This is a genomic window from Streptococcus suis (genome assembly GCF_046032115.1).
Classification (GTDB): domain Bacteria; phylum Bacillota; class Bacilli; order Lactobacillales; family Streptococcaceae; genus Streptococcus; species Streptococcus suis_AJ.
In genome coordinates this window covers 1-15978 of record NZ_JARQOZ010000042.1, presented here as the reverse complement: position 1 = coordinate 15978, position 15978 = coordinate 1, and the positions used below count along the sequence as shown (strand labels likewise).

Here is a 15978-nt window from a genome sequence, read left to right as displayed (position 1 = left end):
AACTTACTCACATATAGTGAAACATCTAATTTTTGACTAAGGTAAGGTGGCTAACTTCATTATAGAACTTTCGAAAAAGGGGAATAAGCCAAAAATAATAAAAAAAATTTAAAAGCGCTTGACAAAGAAGTGTTTATATGTTATTCTCTCTGTGTAAGTTAGTTTAACAAAAAAACTAACAAAAGTCAATACATATAAGGAGAATATTATGTCATATTTCCCACATTTATCACCAATTAAATATGAAGGTACAGCAACAACAAATCCTTTTGCTTTTCGCCATTACAATCCTGACGAGGTGATTGAAGGTAAAACAATGAAAGAGCATTTGCGGTTTGCTCTTGCTTATTGGCATACCATGACACAAGATGGTTCAGATCCATTTGGTTATCCAACAAACGAGCGCACATGGTTTGGGGAAACTGTTATGGAGACAGCTCACAATCGAGTGGATGCGTTTTTTGAAATTCTTGAAAAACTTGGAGTGGATTATTTCTGTTTCCATGATATTGATATTGCTCCGGCGGGGGATTCTTTAGAAGAATTCTTTTCTAACCTTGATGAAATTACAGACCATATTAAAGCAAAAATGGAAGAGACGGGGAAAAAACTTCTTTGGAATACAGCAAATATGTTTTCTCACCCTCGTTTCAACAATGGTGCAGCCTCCTCAAATAATGCAGAAGTCTTTGCCTATGCAGCTGCTCAAGTTAAGAAGGGGTTGGACATTTCTAAAAAACTTGGTGGTGAAAACTATGTCTTCTGGGGTGGACGTGAAGGGTACGAATCTTTGATCAATACTGACATGAAGTTTGAGCAAGAAAACATTGCCCGACTCTTCAAAATGGCGATTGCCTACGGTGAAAAGATTGGTCATAAGCCACAGTTCTTGATTGAGCCAAAACCAAAAGAACCGTCAAAACATCAGTATGATTTTGATGCGGCGACTACCATGGCCTTCATTCTCAAACACGGTCTTGAAGGAGATTTCAAGTTGAACCTAGAAGCTAACCACGCGACCCTTGCAGGGCACACCTTTGAACATGAGCTAAATGTGGCGCGTGACTTTAATGCTCTTGGGTCGATTGACGCCAACCAAGGCGATATGCTTCTGGGCTGGGATACGGATGAGTTCCCGACAAACATCTACGACACCACCTTTACCATGCTTGAAATTTTGGCAAATGGAGGTCTAGCACCAGGTGGCATCAACTTTGATGCTAAGGTCCGTCGTTCATCCTTTGAAATGGAAGACCTTCTTTTAGCTCATATTGCTGGTATGGATACCTATGCGCGAGGTTTGAAAGCGGCAGCCAAAATTCGCTCTGATCGTTTCTTAGAGAACTTGAAAGAAAAACGCTATGCGAGCTATAAAGAAGGCATTGGTGCCAGCATTCTTGCAGATAAGGAAGACTTAGAAAGTCTCACTGCATATGCCTTGGAACACGACAATCCAAAATTAGAATCCAGCCATTTAGAGTTAGTCAAATCGCAATTAAATGATTATTTAGTATAAGGGGGGTGTGGGGGATAGATGCCTTCCCACTTGTAGAAAGTAGGTTCGTATGTCTTATGTTTTAGGTATTGATCTTGGAACCAGTTCTTTAAAGGGGCTTTTGGTTACCAAAGAAGGAGAGCTTGTGGCGTCTGCCTCTGCTGAGTATGATTTGATGCATTTGCAACCAGGATTTAGTGAGCAGAATCCTAAAGATTGGCTTCTAGCTTGTGATAAGGTCTTTGAGGCGTTGACAGATAAGGTAGCAGATTTTACCTCTCAATTAGAAGGTATTAGCTTTTCTGGCCAAATGCATAGTCTAGTCCTTTTAGATGGACGTGGCCATGTTTTACGACCGGCTATCTTGTGGAATGATACACGAACAAGTGCCCAGTGTCGTCAAATTGAAGAAAAATTTGGTAATCGCTTATTGGCGATTACTCGAAATAGGGCGCTTGAAGGTTTCACCCTACCAAAAATTCTTTGGGTACAGGAAAAGGAACCCGAAATTTGGGCTCAGGTGCGTCAGTTGATGCTACCAAAAGATTATTTGGGCTACTATTTGACAGGTAACCATCATACTGATTTTACTGATGCCGCAGGTACTCTCTTGCTTGATATCGAAAATGGAGAATGGTCTGCTGAAATTGCCGATACGTTTGGTATTCCTATCAGTTATTTACCAAAAGTTGTCGCTTCTTCCGTTCAAATTGGCACCGTTAGAAAGGAACTTCAAGAACGTTATGGTTTAGAAAATGCTGTCCAGGTCTTTGCGGGTGGTGCTGACAATGCTTGTGCAGCGGTGGGAGCAGGAATTTTATCTAGTCAAGTCGGTATGGCAAGTATTGGGACATCAGGTGTTTTCCTCTCTTATGAAGGAAATAAGACACTTGACTATCAAGGAAAACTCCACTTTTTTAACCATGCTTTGAGTGGTAGTTACTATTCCATGGGTGTGACGTTGGCTGCTGGTCATAGTCTCAACTGGTTCCGTGATACCTTTGCCAAAGAGCAGAGCTTTTCGGATTTGTTAGCAACTATCAGTTCCATCTCTCCAGGGTCTAACGGCCTTCTCTTTACACCATATATTGTTGGAGAGAGGACGCCCCATGTTGATAGTCATATTCGTGGCTCATTTATCGGTATTGATACCAGCCATAGATTAGCACATTTTACAAGGAGTGTACTTGAAGGCATTACATTTTCTTTGAAAGATGCTCAAAGTCTTATGACAGAAGTGGCAGGAAAAACTTTTACCCGCATTGTTTCTGTCGGTGGTGGTGCTAAAAATAAAGATTGGCTCCAGATACAGGCAGACGTCTTTAATGCAGAAATTGTAACCTTAAAAGCTGAACAAGGACCAGGCTTAGGTGCGGCGATGCTAGCAGCTCTTGGTTTAGGATGGTTTGAGAATATGGAATCCTGCGCAGACCACTTTGTAGCATACACTGACGCCATTCAGCCAATTCCAGAAAATGTCGCTGTCTACGAAACCATCTATCAGCACTATAAAGCCATTTACCCAAATGTCAAAAATATTAAGTGAGGGTTTTTATGGAAAAATCGTATATGAATAACTGTGAGATGACATATATCGAAAAAAGATTGGAAGATGAACTGTTACGAATTGAAGCTTGGGGAAATAATTCATTACGCATACGGGCATTTCCTACAGGTATAGTTGAAGAACATGTTAATGCCTTGACAGAACCAGTTCCGAATCTGCACTGTAAAGTAATTATCCATGAAAATGGCAATCAAGAAATAAGAAACGGGAAAATTAGTGCTATTATTGACCATCGTAATAAAATCAGTTTTTTTAATGAAAAAGGAGCATTAATATTACAAGAATTTATTCGCTTACGTGCAGTTAAACATGATGATGGTAGTGAAGATATCAGTACTATTAGTGTCACAAAGGATTTCAATTCTACTTTAAAGTTAAAATCGAGAGAATATCAGGCCAATAATCATGGCTCGGATTTTGCGGTAAAAGCAAGATTTGAGTCGAACCCCAATGAAAAAATTTTTGGTATGGGACAGTATCAGCACGAATTTCTCGATTTAAAAAACACGGTTCTTGAATTAGCACAGCGTAATTCTCAATTTTCAACTCCATTTTATCTATCTAGTCTAGGCTATGGTTTCTTATGGAATAATCCGGGTATAGGTAGTGTTACATTTGCCAAAAATTTGACAGAATGGTCTATGCGGGCTACTACTTATATTGATTATTGGATTACGGTAGGCGATACTCCTAAAGAAATATTAAATCAGTATTGTTTGGTTACAGGTTTTGCCCCTTTGATGCCGAAACGCTTACTTGGTCTTTGGCAAAGTAAGTTGAGATACAGAACTCCCCAAGAAGTGTTGGATGTTTTAGAAGGTTATCGTCGGAGAAACATTCAATTATCCACAATTGCAATTGATTACTTTCATTGGCCAAAGCAAGGAGAGTATCGATTTGATGAAAAATTTTGGCCGAATGTCAAAGAACTTATTAGCGAAATAAAAAATCATTATAATGTGGAACCTATTATTTCAATCTGGCCAACTGTGCAATCGGATGCCAATAATTTTCAGACCTATCAGCAGAATGGATATCTTATTGGTATTAATAAGGGAATTCGCTTTTCGATGAATATTCAAGGGCAGACTACTTTTATTGATACAACTAACCGAGAGGCTTGTCAATATGTTTGGCAACAGATAGAAGCAAATTATAAGAAAAATGGCATTAACTATTACTGGATTGATGTAGCTGAACCAGGTTATGCAGTCTATGATTTTGATAATTATCGATACCAAAAAGGTCCAGTTCTTCAATGTGGGAATCTCTATCCTATTGGTTACTTGAAAATGATTTTTGATGGCAATAGTCAACAAGATTCAGAAGTTATTCTAGTTAGGGGGGCTTGGGCTGGAGCACAAAAATACGGTGCTTTACCTTGGTCAGGTGATATTGACTCTAGTTTTGAGTCTTTAAGAAATCAGGTCAATACAGGATTAAATGTTGGAATGGCTGGTTTGCCATGGTGGACAACAGATATCGGAGGGTTTCATGGAGGAAATGCTGACGATCCAGAATTCAGAGAGTTGATGATTAGATGGTTTCAATATTCTACCTTTTCACCGATTTTGAGAATGCATGGAGATCGCTTACCACATTCAAAATCTCTTTCTAATGAAGGTGGAGGGAAAATGCCTACAGGAGCACCTAATGAAATTTGGTCGTTTGGTAGTGAGGTGGAAAACATAATGATGCGATTCATCCGTATACGCGATGGGTTGAAGGAATATCTTTATCATCTAATGAAAGAAGCTCATGATTTTGGTTACCCGGTTATGAGATCCTTATTTTTTGAATATCCAAATGATTCAATGGCATGGGATGTGGATAACACTTATATGTTGGGAGACTCTATTTTAGTAGCCCCTATTGTAGACTATCAACTCAGAGAAAGGATAGTTTATTTACCTGATGATAGAGAGTGGGTGCATCTGTTTAGTGAAAAGGAGTATCAAGGCGGTAGTTCTTACCTAATTCAAGCTCCTCTTGATGAGATTCCAGTATTTATTGTAAAAAATAAGTGGAGAGAAATTTCTACATATTTAGGCTCAATATAAGACTTTTATAACTAGTGGGGATGTATAAATGGTCGGTATGGAAGATATACATTTTATTGACGGAGGTTGGGAGTATTCAGATGAAAATCTTCAACTCAGGGTTCTTTTCTATGAAACTAATCTTATTTATGTCTCATGCTCCCCAATCAATGTTGCGCTTACACGGGAAAAATCTTTAGAACGATTAAGTGTCCCCCCCTACATAGAGCATTTTTTTCAGAATGGAATACTACATTCAAAAAATGGGCAAATACAGGTTGAATTTGATGGCTGGCATTTAACCTTTTATGATGGCGAAAAAAGATTATTAGAGGAGTATTTACGTAAACTCTCTCCAGTAAGGCGAATGATTGGGGAAGAATATGGTAACGTTAATATTCAGGAGCAACGTAGCTCTGCTCTGAATATATTACCTAGGGAATTTATTTCCTTATCAGAAGAGAACTACCATGCTTATGCAAGATTTGAAGCAGATCCTAGTGAAAAAATAATAGGCTTAGGTGCTTATCAAGATTCTCTATGGAATAAAAATGGAGGAGACTATGAATTAGCTCAAAGAAATTCTCAAAATGCACTACCATTCTATATTTCAGATAAAGGCTATGGATTTATTTGGCATTCTTCAGCAATTGGTAGAGTGACCTTAGGAAATAACAGGTATACTTGGGAATCTCAAGAAACGAAAGAAATTCACTATACAATATTTTGTTCAGACAGCCCCAAGGGTGTACTACAGACCCTGACCAGTTTCACTGGAAGAGCTCCCATGATGGATCAACGTTTTCTAGGATTGTGGCAGAGTAAATTACGTTATCAAACTACTCAAGAAGTCAATGAGGTATTTACTGGATATAAGTTTAGAAACTTACCACTATCAGTCATTGTTATCGACTATTTTCACTGGACAGAAGAAGGTGACTACTGTTTTGATCAGACTTACTGGAGAGGCATTGAGAGGCTTGCTACAAATTGTAGAGAGGCTGGAGTCGAATTAATGATATCTGTTTGGCCAACAGTAAGTAAAGAGTCACGGCACTTCAAGTGGTTTAATAGTGAGAACCTGTTAATACAAAATAATACTCGGACAAAGAAATCAGTCGCCTTATTTAACGGGTCATATCTTTTAGATTTATCCAGATCGTGGATGAGAATAATCCTGAAATACCTATTATTAAAAAATTATAGGAGGAAAGGTATACAATTATTTTGGGCAGATCAAGCGGAACCCGAGTTAGATAGCTATCACCATAATCGATATAGTATATCAGGCATTAACTTTGCAAGTTGTGCTAATCGTTATTCTTTATGGTATTTGGAGGCCATTCCTAAATATATAATTAATGATAAAAAGATAATATTTCCAACATTGATTAGGAATGTTTGGTTTGGAAGTCAAGAACAAGGAGCCTTGGCATGGTCCGGTGATATAGAAGGATCATTTGAATCATTAAGAGAACAAATAAGAATTGGTTTATCTATGGGAATCTGTGGACAAAGTTGGTGGACAACAGATATCGGAGGATTCCATGAGTATAAAAATGATGCGAACTATTTTAGAGAACTATTAATCAGATGGTTTCAATTTGCGACATTTACTCCAATTTTACGAATGCATGGAGATAGGCAACCCCACACCCCATCAATCGGGAAATCTGGTGGAGGGATTAGAACGAGTGGGGCATCAAATGAAATCTGGTCCTTTGGAGAAAAAGTTGAACAAATTTTAACAAAATTCCTTCATATTAGGGAAATATTACTACCATATTTAACTGTTATCTATACAGAATGTCATTTGACAGGTCTCCCTTTGATGCGACCACTATTTTTAGAGTTTCCTAGTGAGCCAGGAAGTTGGGAGATATCTGATTTTTATATGTTTGGTTCGGATTTACTAGTTTGCCCAGTTACTGACGAAAACTGCAAATTTCTGAGAGTCTATTTACCTCGAGGATACGAATGGGTTCACTTATTCACTAAAGAAATATTTATAGGAGGAATGTGGTATGACATAGGTGTATCGCTTGAAAATATACCAGTTTTTAGAAAAAGTACTAGTTCTTTTCTAATGGGCATTGAAGATAAAATTTCAAAAATAGGAGGATAGAATGGGAATTGTTTTAGTTAGAGTTGATCAGCGATTAGTTCATGGTATTGTAGTCACTCAGGTTACTAAAAGTGTTAATGCTAAGCGTATAATGGTCATAGACGATCAGATTAGTCAGGACGAGAATCAAAAAGCTATAATGCGTATGAGTAAACCAGCTGGAACAGGGATGTCTATTATTAGTGTAGAAACAGCAGTTCAAAACATTTTAGCAGGGAAATACGAAGATCATAACGTTTTAGTTGTTGTACGAGACATATCAGTAATCGTTAAGCTAGTTGAGAGAGGTGTTTTCCTTCCAAAAATTCAGTTAGGAATTATCTTTGAGAGAGAAGATAGAGAAAGGTTTACAAAGAGTGTTTCCTTGAACCCGCAAGAACAGTTAGAGTTACAGGCACTTTCTTTAGAAGGTATACCTATAATATTCCAGCTCACTCCTACTGACAAAGAAGAAGCTTTTGATAAATATGTAAAAAAATAATTATGGAGAATAACTATGGCAGAAATAATACAAAATGTTTTAATAATTCTTCTACCGGCATACGCCTTAATTGACAATAGAGGAGCAACTATTATCAATCACTGGCCGATAACGGTTGGTTTGTTTGCAGGCATCATAATGGGAGATGTTCCTGCTGCTATGACTATTGCTGGAACTTTTCAATTAATGAGTTTAGGGGTTGCAGCTTTGGGAGGGTCATCTGTTCCAGACTATGCACTAGCAACAGTGGTATCTATTTTTCTTCATGCTAGAACCAATGTTGAACTAGGGACAGCAGTAGTAATTGGACTACCAGTAGGTATTTTAGCGCTCAACCTTGATGTTCTTACCCACACATTGAATTCTTTTGTAGCAAATAAATCTAAGAGTTTCATGCTTGAAGGAAAGTTTACATCAATGAAATTGGTAAACTGGATTAGTATTTTGATGGTTGCTCTGCAAGCTATTATTCCTATGGTCATTTTGGTAGCTTTTGGTCCGAAATTGATTAGTGGAATTGTTGACTCAGTACCAGCTTGGATTACTACTGGTTTAAATGTTGCAGGAGGAATGCTTCCAGTTATTGGGGTAGTAATGTTGATGAGATATATGCCACTAAAAAAATTCTTTTGGGCGGTACTAATTGGTTTTGTTTTTAGCGGATATGTCGGACTTCCGATTTTAGCGATATCTATGATTGGTCTTGCGATGGCATCTATTTATTACATGAATGAGAAGAAGCTATCATCACATTTAACGTCGGAGGCTAAATTTGACGAAGGGGGACTTTTCGATGAATAAGAAAATAGATACCAAATTAACTAGAAAAGATCATTTACGAACTGCACTAAGATGGACATTTATTGGAAGTAATACAGTAAACTTTGGTACATTGCAGGGTGCTGGTTATGCTTGGGCAATCGCTAATATTTTGAGGAAACTGTATCCCAATGATGATGATTACAAAAAAGCAATGGAGGTCGAATTTGAATATTTCAATACTACTCCATATATGGCTCCTGCAGTTTTAGGTGCTGATGTTGCAATTCAAGAACATGGAGGTATTGAGTCCCTAGATGCAGTTAGATCGGTAAAAACTTCTTTAATGGGACCGTTGGCGGGGATTGGAGACTCTATATTGTGGGTCCTATTTCCAACGATTATGGGGTCAATCGGTGGCTACATGGCATTAGAAGGGAACCCTCTTGGAGCAATTATTTGGATTTCATTAAACCTTCTTTTAGTCTTATTCCGAATTAAATTATATGACTTAGGTTATAAATCAGGTGTACGTCTGGTTACAGATTTAGCAAGCCAGTTGAATCTATTCACGGAATCTGCCTCAATTATAAGTCTAACGGTAGTGGGAAGTATGGTTGCTACTGCTGTCAAACTTTACACGCCAATAGAATTTCATTTTAAAGATGTTTCAATAGGTTTACAATCAGAAATTTTTGATCGTATTGTTCCTGGGTTATTACCAATTTTACTAACTCTTTTGGTTTACTGGTTGATGGAGAAAAAGAAATTAGGGTTCTTACATCTAATAATTATTCTTCTTGTTCTTTCTTTAATTGGCGCATATTTGGGAATTTTAGGTATTCAACCATAGCAAAGGAGACATATGCAAAAAATTGTTATTGCGACTCACGAAAGATTGGCAGAAGGTTATTATAGAACATTGAATTATCTTATCCCAGAGATGCCTGAAATAATAATTCTCTCCGCTTATATTGAGACTAATTCTATACAAGAACAAGTAGATGATATCTATCAAAATTTGAAGGATGAGGATAAACTTATCGTACTTACAGATATTGCTGCTGGATCAGTTAATCAAAGCTTTTGTCGCTATATTTCAAGGCCAAATACACTAATAGTTTCAGGAATAAATTTACCCTTGGTAATGAGCATTATTTTGGAGGCGATGCATACTGAACTAGACTTACCTAAAATACGAACATTAGTCAGTGAAGCTCAAGAGCAGTTACTTGTTGTTAATGATGTCCTACGAAATTTTGAGATAGAAACAGATGAGTAACATTAATGATATCAATTTTACTTCTCATCTATTTCAGTTCTTTGTTGCTTAGACCTACAAATGTTAAAAACCTCCTAAAATTGTTAGGAGGTTTTTTGGTATCGACTTTTTTAGTCTCTACAACTAGCGCAATTTTAAAAAGTTCTTTAAAGGTTTTGGAAGGAGAATACTGTATTGAATCAAAAATTTCGGTCATTTCAGGAACTTAGTAAAGTAAGATAACGAAGTTATGAAAAAAAGAATATATGACTCACTTTAAAAATACAAGAGTTCTTTCGGCGTCTGGGTAAAGACTTCGAAGCCGTTTTTAGTCACATAGCCACAGTCTTCAATGCGTACACCAACTTTTCCAGGGATGTAAATACCTGGCTCGACAGAGAAACACATACCTTCTTCGATGACCAAATCATTGCCTTCCATAATCGATGGGAATTCATGGACACTCATTCCCAAACCGTGACCGAGTCGGTGGTTGAAGTACTCGCCATAACCTGCTTTTTCAATCACAGAGCGAGCGGCATAGTCAATCTCGCCAGCAGTCACTCCAGGCTTGATCATATTGACCGCTGCCATGTGAGCCTCCAGAGTCAAGTTGTAAATATCTTTTTTAAACTGGTCTGGCTTGCCGACAGCGACAGTCCGTGTCATATCAGACGTATAACCCAAAGTTTCCACGCCTAGGTCGAACAATAGCAGAGCGTTATTCTCGATTTTGTTTGTTGAGGGAATACCGTGTGGATTTGCAGCATTGTTACCTGTCAAGACCATGGTATCAAAACTCATCTTTGAAATGCCCTGTTTTTTCATCTCAAATTCAATCTGAGCAATAATATCAGTTTCAGTTACGTTGAGGGAGATATTGTTAAAACCAACCTGCATAGCCTTATCTGCAAACTCTCCAGCAACCAGCATTTTTTCAATTTCATCACGAGACTTGATCAATTTCATAGTATTAATCAGAGGCGTAATGTCTGAAAATGGTTGGCTAAAGATAGACTGAAGACCATGGTAGCGGGTTAAATTCAAATTATCAAATTCAGCACCGATTGCTGAGAAAGATTTTTGTGGTAATTTGCTCTTGATAATCTGCCATGGATTTTCTGAGTCCATATAGCCGGCTACAGGAAAATCAACAGTCGCAACCGCACGCTCTACATCCAAGGCAGGGAGAAAGAGTAGTGAGTCGTGGTCAGGCATAACAAAGAGCATCATGTGGCGTTCATGAGGATCACTATGATAGCCAGTCAGATAATAGATGCTAACTGGATCAGAGAAGATTGCCAAGTCCATTTTGTTGGCTTCTAAGTAGGATTTAACATGATGTAATTTTGACATAGTGGAGCCCTTTCTAGCATGTAGTGGTAAAAAAAGTGAAAATTTCGTTTATTATATAGACTATTGTTCCAAAAAATGAAAAAAATTGCAAGTATTATCAAAAAAATAGGTTTTTTCTCTTGAAAGTGGTTTCAAAAAGTGATACACTATTGTTGAGTGAAAGCGTAATTTTCATAGAAATAGAATATTGAAAGGGAGTACAAAAGTTATGTTAAACACTGATGATACGGTTACGATTTACGATGTCGCCCGTGAAGCAGGTGTATCCATGGCGACAGTATCGCGCGTGGTAAATGGGAATAAAAACGTAAAGGAAAATACTCGTAAAAAAGTATTAGAAGTCATCGACCGTTTGGATTATCGTCCAAATGCTGTTGCGCGTGGCTTGGCCAGCAAGAAGACTACCACTGTGGGGGTTGTGATTCCAAATATTGCTAACGCTTATTTTGCAACCTTGGCCAAAGGTATCGATGATATTGCCGATATGTACAAATACAATATCGTCCTAGCAAACAGTGATGAAAATGATGAGAAAGAAATCAATGTGGTAAATACCCTATTCTCAAAACAGGTGGACGGAATCATTTTCATGGGCTATCATTTGACAGACAAGATTCGTGCGGAGTTTTCACGCTCACGTACCCCGATTGTTTTAGCTGGTACCGTGGACTTGGAGCACCAATTACCTAGCGTCAATATTGACTATGCTGCTGCTAGTGTTGATGCAGTCAATCTATTAGCTAAGAACAACAAGAAAATTGCCTTTGTATCAGGGCCACTTGTAGATGACATCAACGGTAAAGTTCGTTTTGCAGGCTACAAACAAGGCTTGAAGGACAATGGAATCGAGTTTAACGAAGGATTGGTTTTTGAATCCAAGTATAAATACGAGGAGGGCTACGCTCTAGCAGAACGTATTTTGAATGCCGGAGCAACTGCAGCTTATGTTGCAGAAGATGAGATTGCTGCTGGTCTATTGAATGGTGTCAGTGATATGGGCGTCAAGGTTCCAGAAGACTTTGAAATCATTACAAGTGATGATTCCCTAGTGACCAAGTTTACCCGTCCAAACCTGACCTCTATCAATCAGCCACTATACGATATTGGTGCAATTGCTATGCGCATGCTTACCAAAATCATGCACAAGGAAGAGTTGGAAAACCGTGAGGTAGTTCTTAACCACGGAATCAAAGTACGGAAATCAACTAAGTAATAAATATGGGAGTAGCCGGATAAGATATCTTATTACTCCGCCCCTCACTCTATCAAACATTATAATCATTTGGTTACTTCGACGAGCGAGGAGACATTTCCAACTTAGAACAGCCTTTAGGCTGTTCTAGCAACCTGTAGCTATTGTGCTTCGACTTATCTCCAGCCTTCAAAGGTTCCCCGAACCTTTGAATCGAGTACTAAAAGCAAACGAAATGGCTATACTAACCGAAAACTAAAAGATTATAAAAAATAAATATAAAGCCCTCGCTAGATGTATAAGCTTAGCGAGGGCTTTGTGGTTGATTTTAAGTTTGTCACACTCTGTAAGTTGTGCGAGATGTTGGTGCGAATCTAGAGAAGCAGTACTGGGCTTGTTCTCATCCTTTAGAACTGTGTCAGTTAGGTGATTATTGTAATTTACGTTTACGTGTAAACAATGTAATTGCAAGCCCGATAATACCACTTGTCAATAACCATAAACTTCCTTTCTCACCAGTTACTGGTATGTTTTTTATGTAATCATATATTTAGGATTATCTTCTTTAGTATTGGCTTTAATTGATACAAAATTCGTGTAGAATACAGTTTAAAATATCAAAAAATGTAAAAAAGGGCTATAATGGTATTATGAAAGTACTATTGTATTTAGAAGGTAAAACTGTTTTAGAGAAATCAGGAATTGGCCGGGCACTTCAACACCAGATGGAAGCGCTAGATATGGCAGGCATTCCTTATACAACAGACCTGCTGGGAGATTATGATGTCATTCATATCAATACCTATGGTCCACGCTCCTGGTTATTGCTACATGCAGCCAAACGGAGTGGAAAAAAGGTAATCATGCATGGACATTCCACGAAGGAAGATTTTCAAAATTCCTTTATTGGTTCGAATACCCTAGCTCCTTTTGTAGGGAAATATCTAGCAAGCATGTACCAAAAGGCAGACTTTGTCATCACTCCTTCAGAGTATTCAAAAAAACTTATCCAGTCTTACGGTGTGACAACGCCGATTATAGCCGTTTCGAATGGTATTGATTTAGATAAATATAAGAAGGATGAACGTAAGGAAGCGATCTTTCGAGAGTATTTTAAAATTGAAGAAGGTCAGCCAGTTGTTGTCTGTGCAGGGCTCTACTTCCGACGTAAAGGAATTGAAGACTTTGTCAAGGTAGCCGAAAAGATGCCACATGTCCGCTTCATTTGGCTCGGTTCAATCAATAAATGGCTGATTCCGTCATATATTAGAAAAATTGTTGAGGGAGATCATCCAGCGAATGTCGAGTTTCCAGGTTATTTTAAAGGTGCTGTTTTTCAAGGTGCAATGAGCGGAGCGGATGCCTTCTTTTTTCCATCGTATGAAGAAACAGAAGGAATTGTGGTTCTAGAGGCCTTAGCAAGTCATCAGCACGTTGTTTTAAGGGATATTCCAGTTTACGATGGTTGGATTGACGAAAACGTTGCCGAATTGGGACATACAGTGGATGATTTTGTTGATTCTATTCAGAAAATCTTAGACAAGCAGGTTGATAAACGTGAGGCGGGCTACCAGGTTGCGGTTAGTCGCTCGATTGACAATGTTTCCCACCAATTGGTGGATGCCTATCGACAAGTATTGGAGATGTAAATGCGGATTGGATTGTTTACGGATACCTATTTTCCACAGGTTTCAGGAGTCGCGACTTCGATTCGGACTCTTAAGACAGAGTTGGAGAAATTGGGACATACAGTATTTATTTTTACGACGACAGATGAGGATGTGAATCGCTACGAAGATTGGGACATTATCCGAATTCCTAGCATACCTTTTTTTGCCTTTAAAGATCGTCGAGTGGCCTACGCAGGTTTTACAGATGCCTTAAAAATTGCAAGTCGCTATAAACTAGATATTATTCATACTCATACAGAATTTTCTTTGGGGATTTTGGGGAAAATGATTGCCAAGGAACTTGATATTCCGGTGGTACATACTTATCACACCCAGTATGAAGACTACGTACACTATATTGCCAAGGGGAGGATTATTCGTCCCGGGATGGTTAAATATTTAGTACGGGCATTTTTAAAAGATTTGGATGGGGTAATTTGTCCTAGTGAGATTGTTGAAGATCTTTTAATGAGTTACAATGTTCCGATTTCTAAACGAGTAATTCCGACAGGAATTGACTTGGCAAAGTTTGATAGACCAGAAATTGGCAAGGATGAAACAGATGAGTTGCGGGAACAGCTAGGAATTGCTAGTGATGAAACGATGTTGTTAAGTCTGTCTAGGATTTCTCACGAGAAGAATATCCAAGCAATCGTTCAGGCAATGCCAAAAATTTTGCTGGAAAATCCAAAGGTGAAGTTGGTCATTGTCGGAGGTGGACCTTATACAGATGATCTTCAGGAAATGATAGCGGAGCTTAATCTAGATGAACACGTCCAGTTGACGGGAATGATTGCTCCAAGTGATACAGCACTTTATTATAAAGCTGCGGATTTCTTTATTTCTGCTTCGACCAGTGAAACACAGGGACTAACTTTCTTAGAAAGCTTAGCTTCTGGAACTCCTATTTTGGCACATAGCAATCCCTACTTAAAAAACGTTATAACAGATAAGATGTTTGGGACACTCTTCATTCGAGAACAGGAGTTGGCAGATGCCGTCGTTGAGGCGATTGTTGCTACGCCACCAATGAATCCGTATGTGCTTGATAAGAAGCTCTATGAGATTTCTTCTACGAATTTTGGACGCAAGGTTTTTGAATATTATCTAGATTTGAAGATTTCGTATGATTTTAGAAAAGAACATACTAATCAAGATAGCGTAGCAGAAGCTTTGATCAAAGAGGCTATTTACCTACCGCAAAAAGTAGTAGTTAAATCAACAGACACAACAGCAAAAATATTGAAAAAATCAGTCGAACAAGTAAAATCAATTCGGAATTTTTTTGACTGATTGGGTACAGGTTCTTAGGATGAGTGAAGAGATTACCTCAGTAGTTCCATCTTCCATTTGCTAGTCAACAGGAGGTTTCTTATGGATAAAAAGATGAAAATAGGCTTGGTCCAAGCTGTGATTGTCTTATTCTTTTACGTCGGTGTCTATGGTCTTGCTTCTTTTTTGGACCCTTATCTTGCTAAGACCTTGATTGTGAATAGCATTCTTTTTTATACTCCACTAGGATTATTTAGTTTAGGTTTGGTTGATGGTTATGGTCGTGGACTTTCAATAAGGGTTCCTGCCTTAGCTATTCTCCTCTTTCCTCTTACGATTTTTAGTTTTGGAGAGTGGATATGGCTCTATCAGGTCATCTATAGCCTAAGTGCAGTAGTAGGTATGCTCTTTGGCGCTCTGCTATGCCACAGAAAAAATAGGGTAAAGGCATGAAGAACTCCTGTTTTTAGAAAGCCTACCTTCATTTTAGAACCTCACTTCTCTTTCGAATTTCGAATGTATTCTATCTTCGAAAGCGAGCTACTATGCCTGTTTGGTTGTCATTTTTGTAAAAATATTTTGAAAAATGCATGTAACTGAAAAAAGACAAACATGCATTTTCTTTCTGTCTAGATTGTGTGATTTTGCGACCATCTGTGTTGCAACATTCCTTAGATTCTAGTATATAGTCATTTAGTTTTAAAATAGTATTCCAAAGAATACTCAACCGATTGACATCTCCTCAATAACTCAGCCACTTT

The 15978-nt window shown here is 38.1% G+C and carries 13 protein-coding genes and 1 pseudogene; 12 read left to right on the top strand and 2 right to left on the bottom strand.

Translation table 11 applies throughout. From position 1 onward, the window contains the following. Positions 1–208: 208 nt before the first annotated feature. From xylA to P7J36_RS10175, 8 genes are read left to right on the top strand one after another with little or no spacing between them, the layout of a single operon-like run. A complete protein-coding gene (gene xylA / locus P7J36_RS10210; protein ID WP_024382207.1) occupies positions 209–1516 on the top strand; it encodes a xylose isomerase in 1308 nt (435 codons plus the stop codon). Positions 1517–1565: 49 nt separating this feature from the next. Next, complete coding sequence (gene xylB, locus P7J36_RS10205) at positions 1566–3041, top strand: xylulokinase (protein WP_257110682.1); 1476 nt, start codon at positions 1566–1568, stop codon at positions 3039–3041. Between the two features lie 23 nt (positions 3042–3064). Further along, positions 3065–5122 carry a glycoside hydrolase family 31 protein gene (locus P7J36_RS10200; RefSeq protein ID WP_043026545.1) on the top strand — a complete coding sequence of 686 codons (2058 nt, stop codon included), beginning with the start codon at positions 3065–3067 and terminating at the stop codon, positions 5120–5122. Positions 5123–5150: 28 nt separating this feature from the next. Next, positions 5151–7226 (top strand): glycoside hydrolase family 31 protein, encoded by a 2076-nt coding sequence (locus tag P7J36_RS10195; protein ID WP_014636436.1) that lies wholly within the window; start codon positions 5151–5153, stop codon positions 7224–7226. Between the two features lies 1 nt (position 7227). Then, on the top strand, positions 7228–7707 hold the full coding sequence (locus P7J36_RS10190) for a PTS sugar transporter subunit IIB (RefSeq protein WP_322117602.1): 480 nt from the start codon (positions 7228–7230) through the stop codon (positions 7705–7707). 15 nt (positions 7708–7722) lie between these two features. Further along, entirely contained in the window at positions 7723–8508 is a 786-nt protein-coding gene (locus P7J36_RS10185; protein WP_029173686.1) for a PTS mannose/fructose/sorbose/N-acetylgalactosamine transporter subunit IIC, read from the top strand. Then, positions 8501–9319, top strand: a complete 819-nt coding sequence (locus P7J36_RS10180; protein WP_408552024.1) for a PTS system mannose/fructose/sorbose family transporter subunit IID — start codon at positions 8501–8503, stop codon at positions 9317–9319. The genes P7J36_RS10185 and P7J36_RS10180 overlap by 8 nt, the downstream gene beginning before the upstream one ends. Positions 9320–9331: 12 nt before the next feature. Continuing rightward, positions 9332–9748 carry a PTS sugar transporter subunit IIA gene (locus tag P7J36_RS10175; protein WP_024382209.1) on the top strand — a complete coding sequence of 139 codons (417 nt, stop codon included), beginning with the start codon at positions 9332–9334 and terminating at the stop codon, positions 9746–9748. Positions 9749–10003: 255 nt separating this feature from the next. On the opposite strand, the gene P7J36_RS10170 is transcribed toward P7J36_RS10175, so the two are convergent. After that, the gene (locus P7J36_RS10170; RefSeq protein ID WP_408552025.1) at positions 10004–11083 is read right to left on the bottom strand and encodes a M24 family metallopeptidase; all 1080 of its coding nucleotides are present in this window, start codon (positions 11081–11083) and stop codon (positions 10004–10006) included. A 208-nt stretch (positions 11084–11291) separates the two neighbouring features. Between P7J36_RS10170 and ccpA the strand changes: the two genes are divergently transcribed. Beyond that, complete coding sequence (ccpA, locus tag P7J36_RS10165; RefSeq protein ID WP_002935813.1) at positions 11292–12296, top strand: catabolite control protein A; 1005 nt, start codon at positions 11292–11294, stop codon at positions 12294–12296. A gap of 409 nt (positions 12297–12705) precedes the next feature. Here ccpA and P7J36_RS10160 read toward each other — a convergent pair. Then, positions 12706–12804 (bottom strand): annotated as a pseudogene (locus P7J36_RS10160) (LPXTG cell wall anchor domain-containing protein); the annotation flags it as partial. A 121-nt stretch (positions 12805–12925) separates the two neighbouring features. On the opposite strand from P7J36_RS10160, the gene P7J36_RS10155 reads away from it, so the two are divergent. The 3 genes from P7J36_RS10155 (at position 12926) to P7J36_RS10145 (ending at position 15670) form a co-directional block, all read left to right on the top strand. After that, positions 12926–13924: an LTA glycolipid anchor biosynthesis glycosyltransferase, IagA/BgsA family gene (locus P7J36_RS10155; protein WP_024383885.1), complete on the top strand. Its 999-nt coding sequence runs from the start codon at positions 12926–12928 to the stop codon at positions 13922–13924. Continuing rightward, positions 13925–15238: a glycosyltransferase family 4 protein gene (locus P7J36_RS10150; protein ID WP_222358109.1), complete on the top strand. Its 1314-nt coding sequence runs from the start codon at positions 13925–13927 to the stop codon at positions 15236–15238. Positions 15239–15319: 81 nt separating this feature from the next. Then, positions 15320–15670: a hypothetical protein gene (locus P7J36_RS10145; RefSeq protein ID WP_398582128.1), complete on the top strand. Its 351-nt coding sequence runs from the start codon at positions 15320–15322 to the stop codon at positions 15668–15670. The last annotated feature ends 308 nt before the right edge of the window (positions 15671–15978 follow it).

What these genes read in the sequence shown, in the direction of transcription:
- ccpA (WP_002935813.1), top strand. Translation starts at nt 11,292, where the DNA reads ATGTTAAACACTGATGATACGGTTACGATTTACGATGTCGCCCGTGAA.
- P7J36_RS10145 (WP_398582128.1), top strand. Translation starts at nt 15,320, where the DNA reads ATGGATAAAAAGATGAAAATAGGCTTGGTCCAAGCTGTGATTGTCTTA.
- P7J36_RS10175 (WP_024382209.1), top strand. Translation starts at nt 9,332, where the DNA reads ATGCAAAAAATTGTTATTGCGACTCACGAAAGATTGGCAGAAGGTTAT.
- P7J36_RS10195 (WP_014636436.1), top strand. Translation starts at nt 5,151, where the DNA reads ATGGTCGGTATGGAAGATATACATTTTATTGACGGAGGTTGGGAGTAT.
- P7J36_RS10190 (WP_322117602.1), top strand. Translation starts at nt 7,228, where the DNA reads ATGGGAATTGTTTTAGTTAGAGTTGATCAGCGATTAGTTCATGGTATT.
- P7J36_RS10185 (WP_029173686.1), top strand. Translation starts at nt 7,723, where the DNA reads ATGGCAGAAATAATACAAAATGTTTTAATAATTCTTCTACCGGCATAC.
- P7J36_RS10200 (WP_043026545.1), top strand. Translation starts at nt 3,065, where the DNA reads ATGAATAACTGTGAGATGACATATATCGAAAAAAGATTGGAAGATGAA.
- P7J36_RS10155 (WP_024383885.1), top strand. Translation starts at nt 12,926, where the DNA reads ATGAAAGTACTATTGTATTTAGAAGGTAAAACTGTTTTAGAGAAATCA.
- P7J36_RS10170 (WP_408552025.1), bottom strand. Translation starts at nt 11,083, where the DNA reads ATGTCAAAATTACATCATGTTAAATCCTACTTAGAAGCCAACAAAATG.
- xylA (WP_024382207.1), top strand. Translation starts at nt 209, where the DNA reads ATGTCATATTTCCCACATTTATCACCAATTAAATATGAAGGTACAGCA.
- P7J36_RS10150 (WP_222358109.1), top strand. Translation starts at nt 13,925, where the DNA reads ATGCGGATTGGATTGTTTACGGATACCTATTTTCCACAGGTTTCAGGA.
- xylB (WP_257110682.1), top strand. Translation starts at nt 1,566, where the DNA reads ATGTCTTATGTTTTAGGTATTGATCTTGGAACCAGTTCTTTAAAGGGG.
- P7J36_RS10180 (WP_408552024.1), top strand. Translation starts at nt 8,501, where the DNA reads ATGAATAAGAAAATAGATACCAAATTAACTAGAAAAGATCATTTACGA.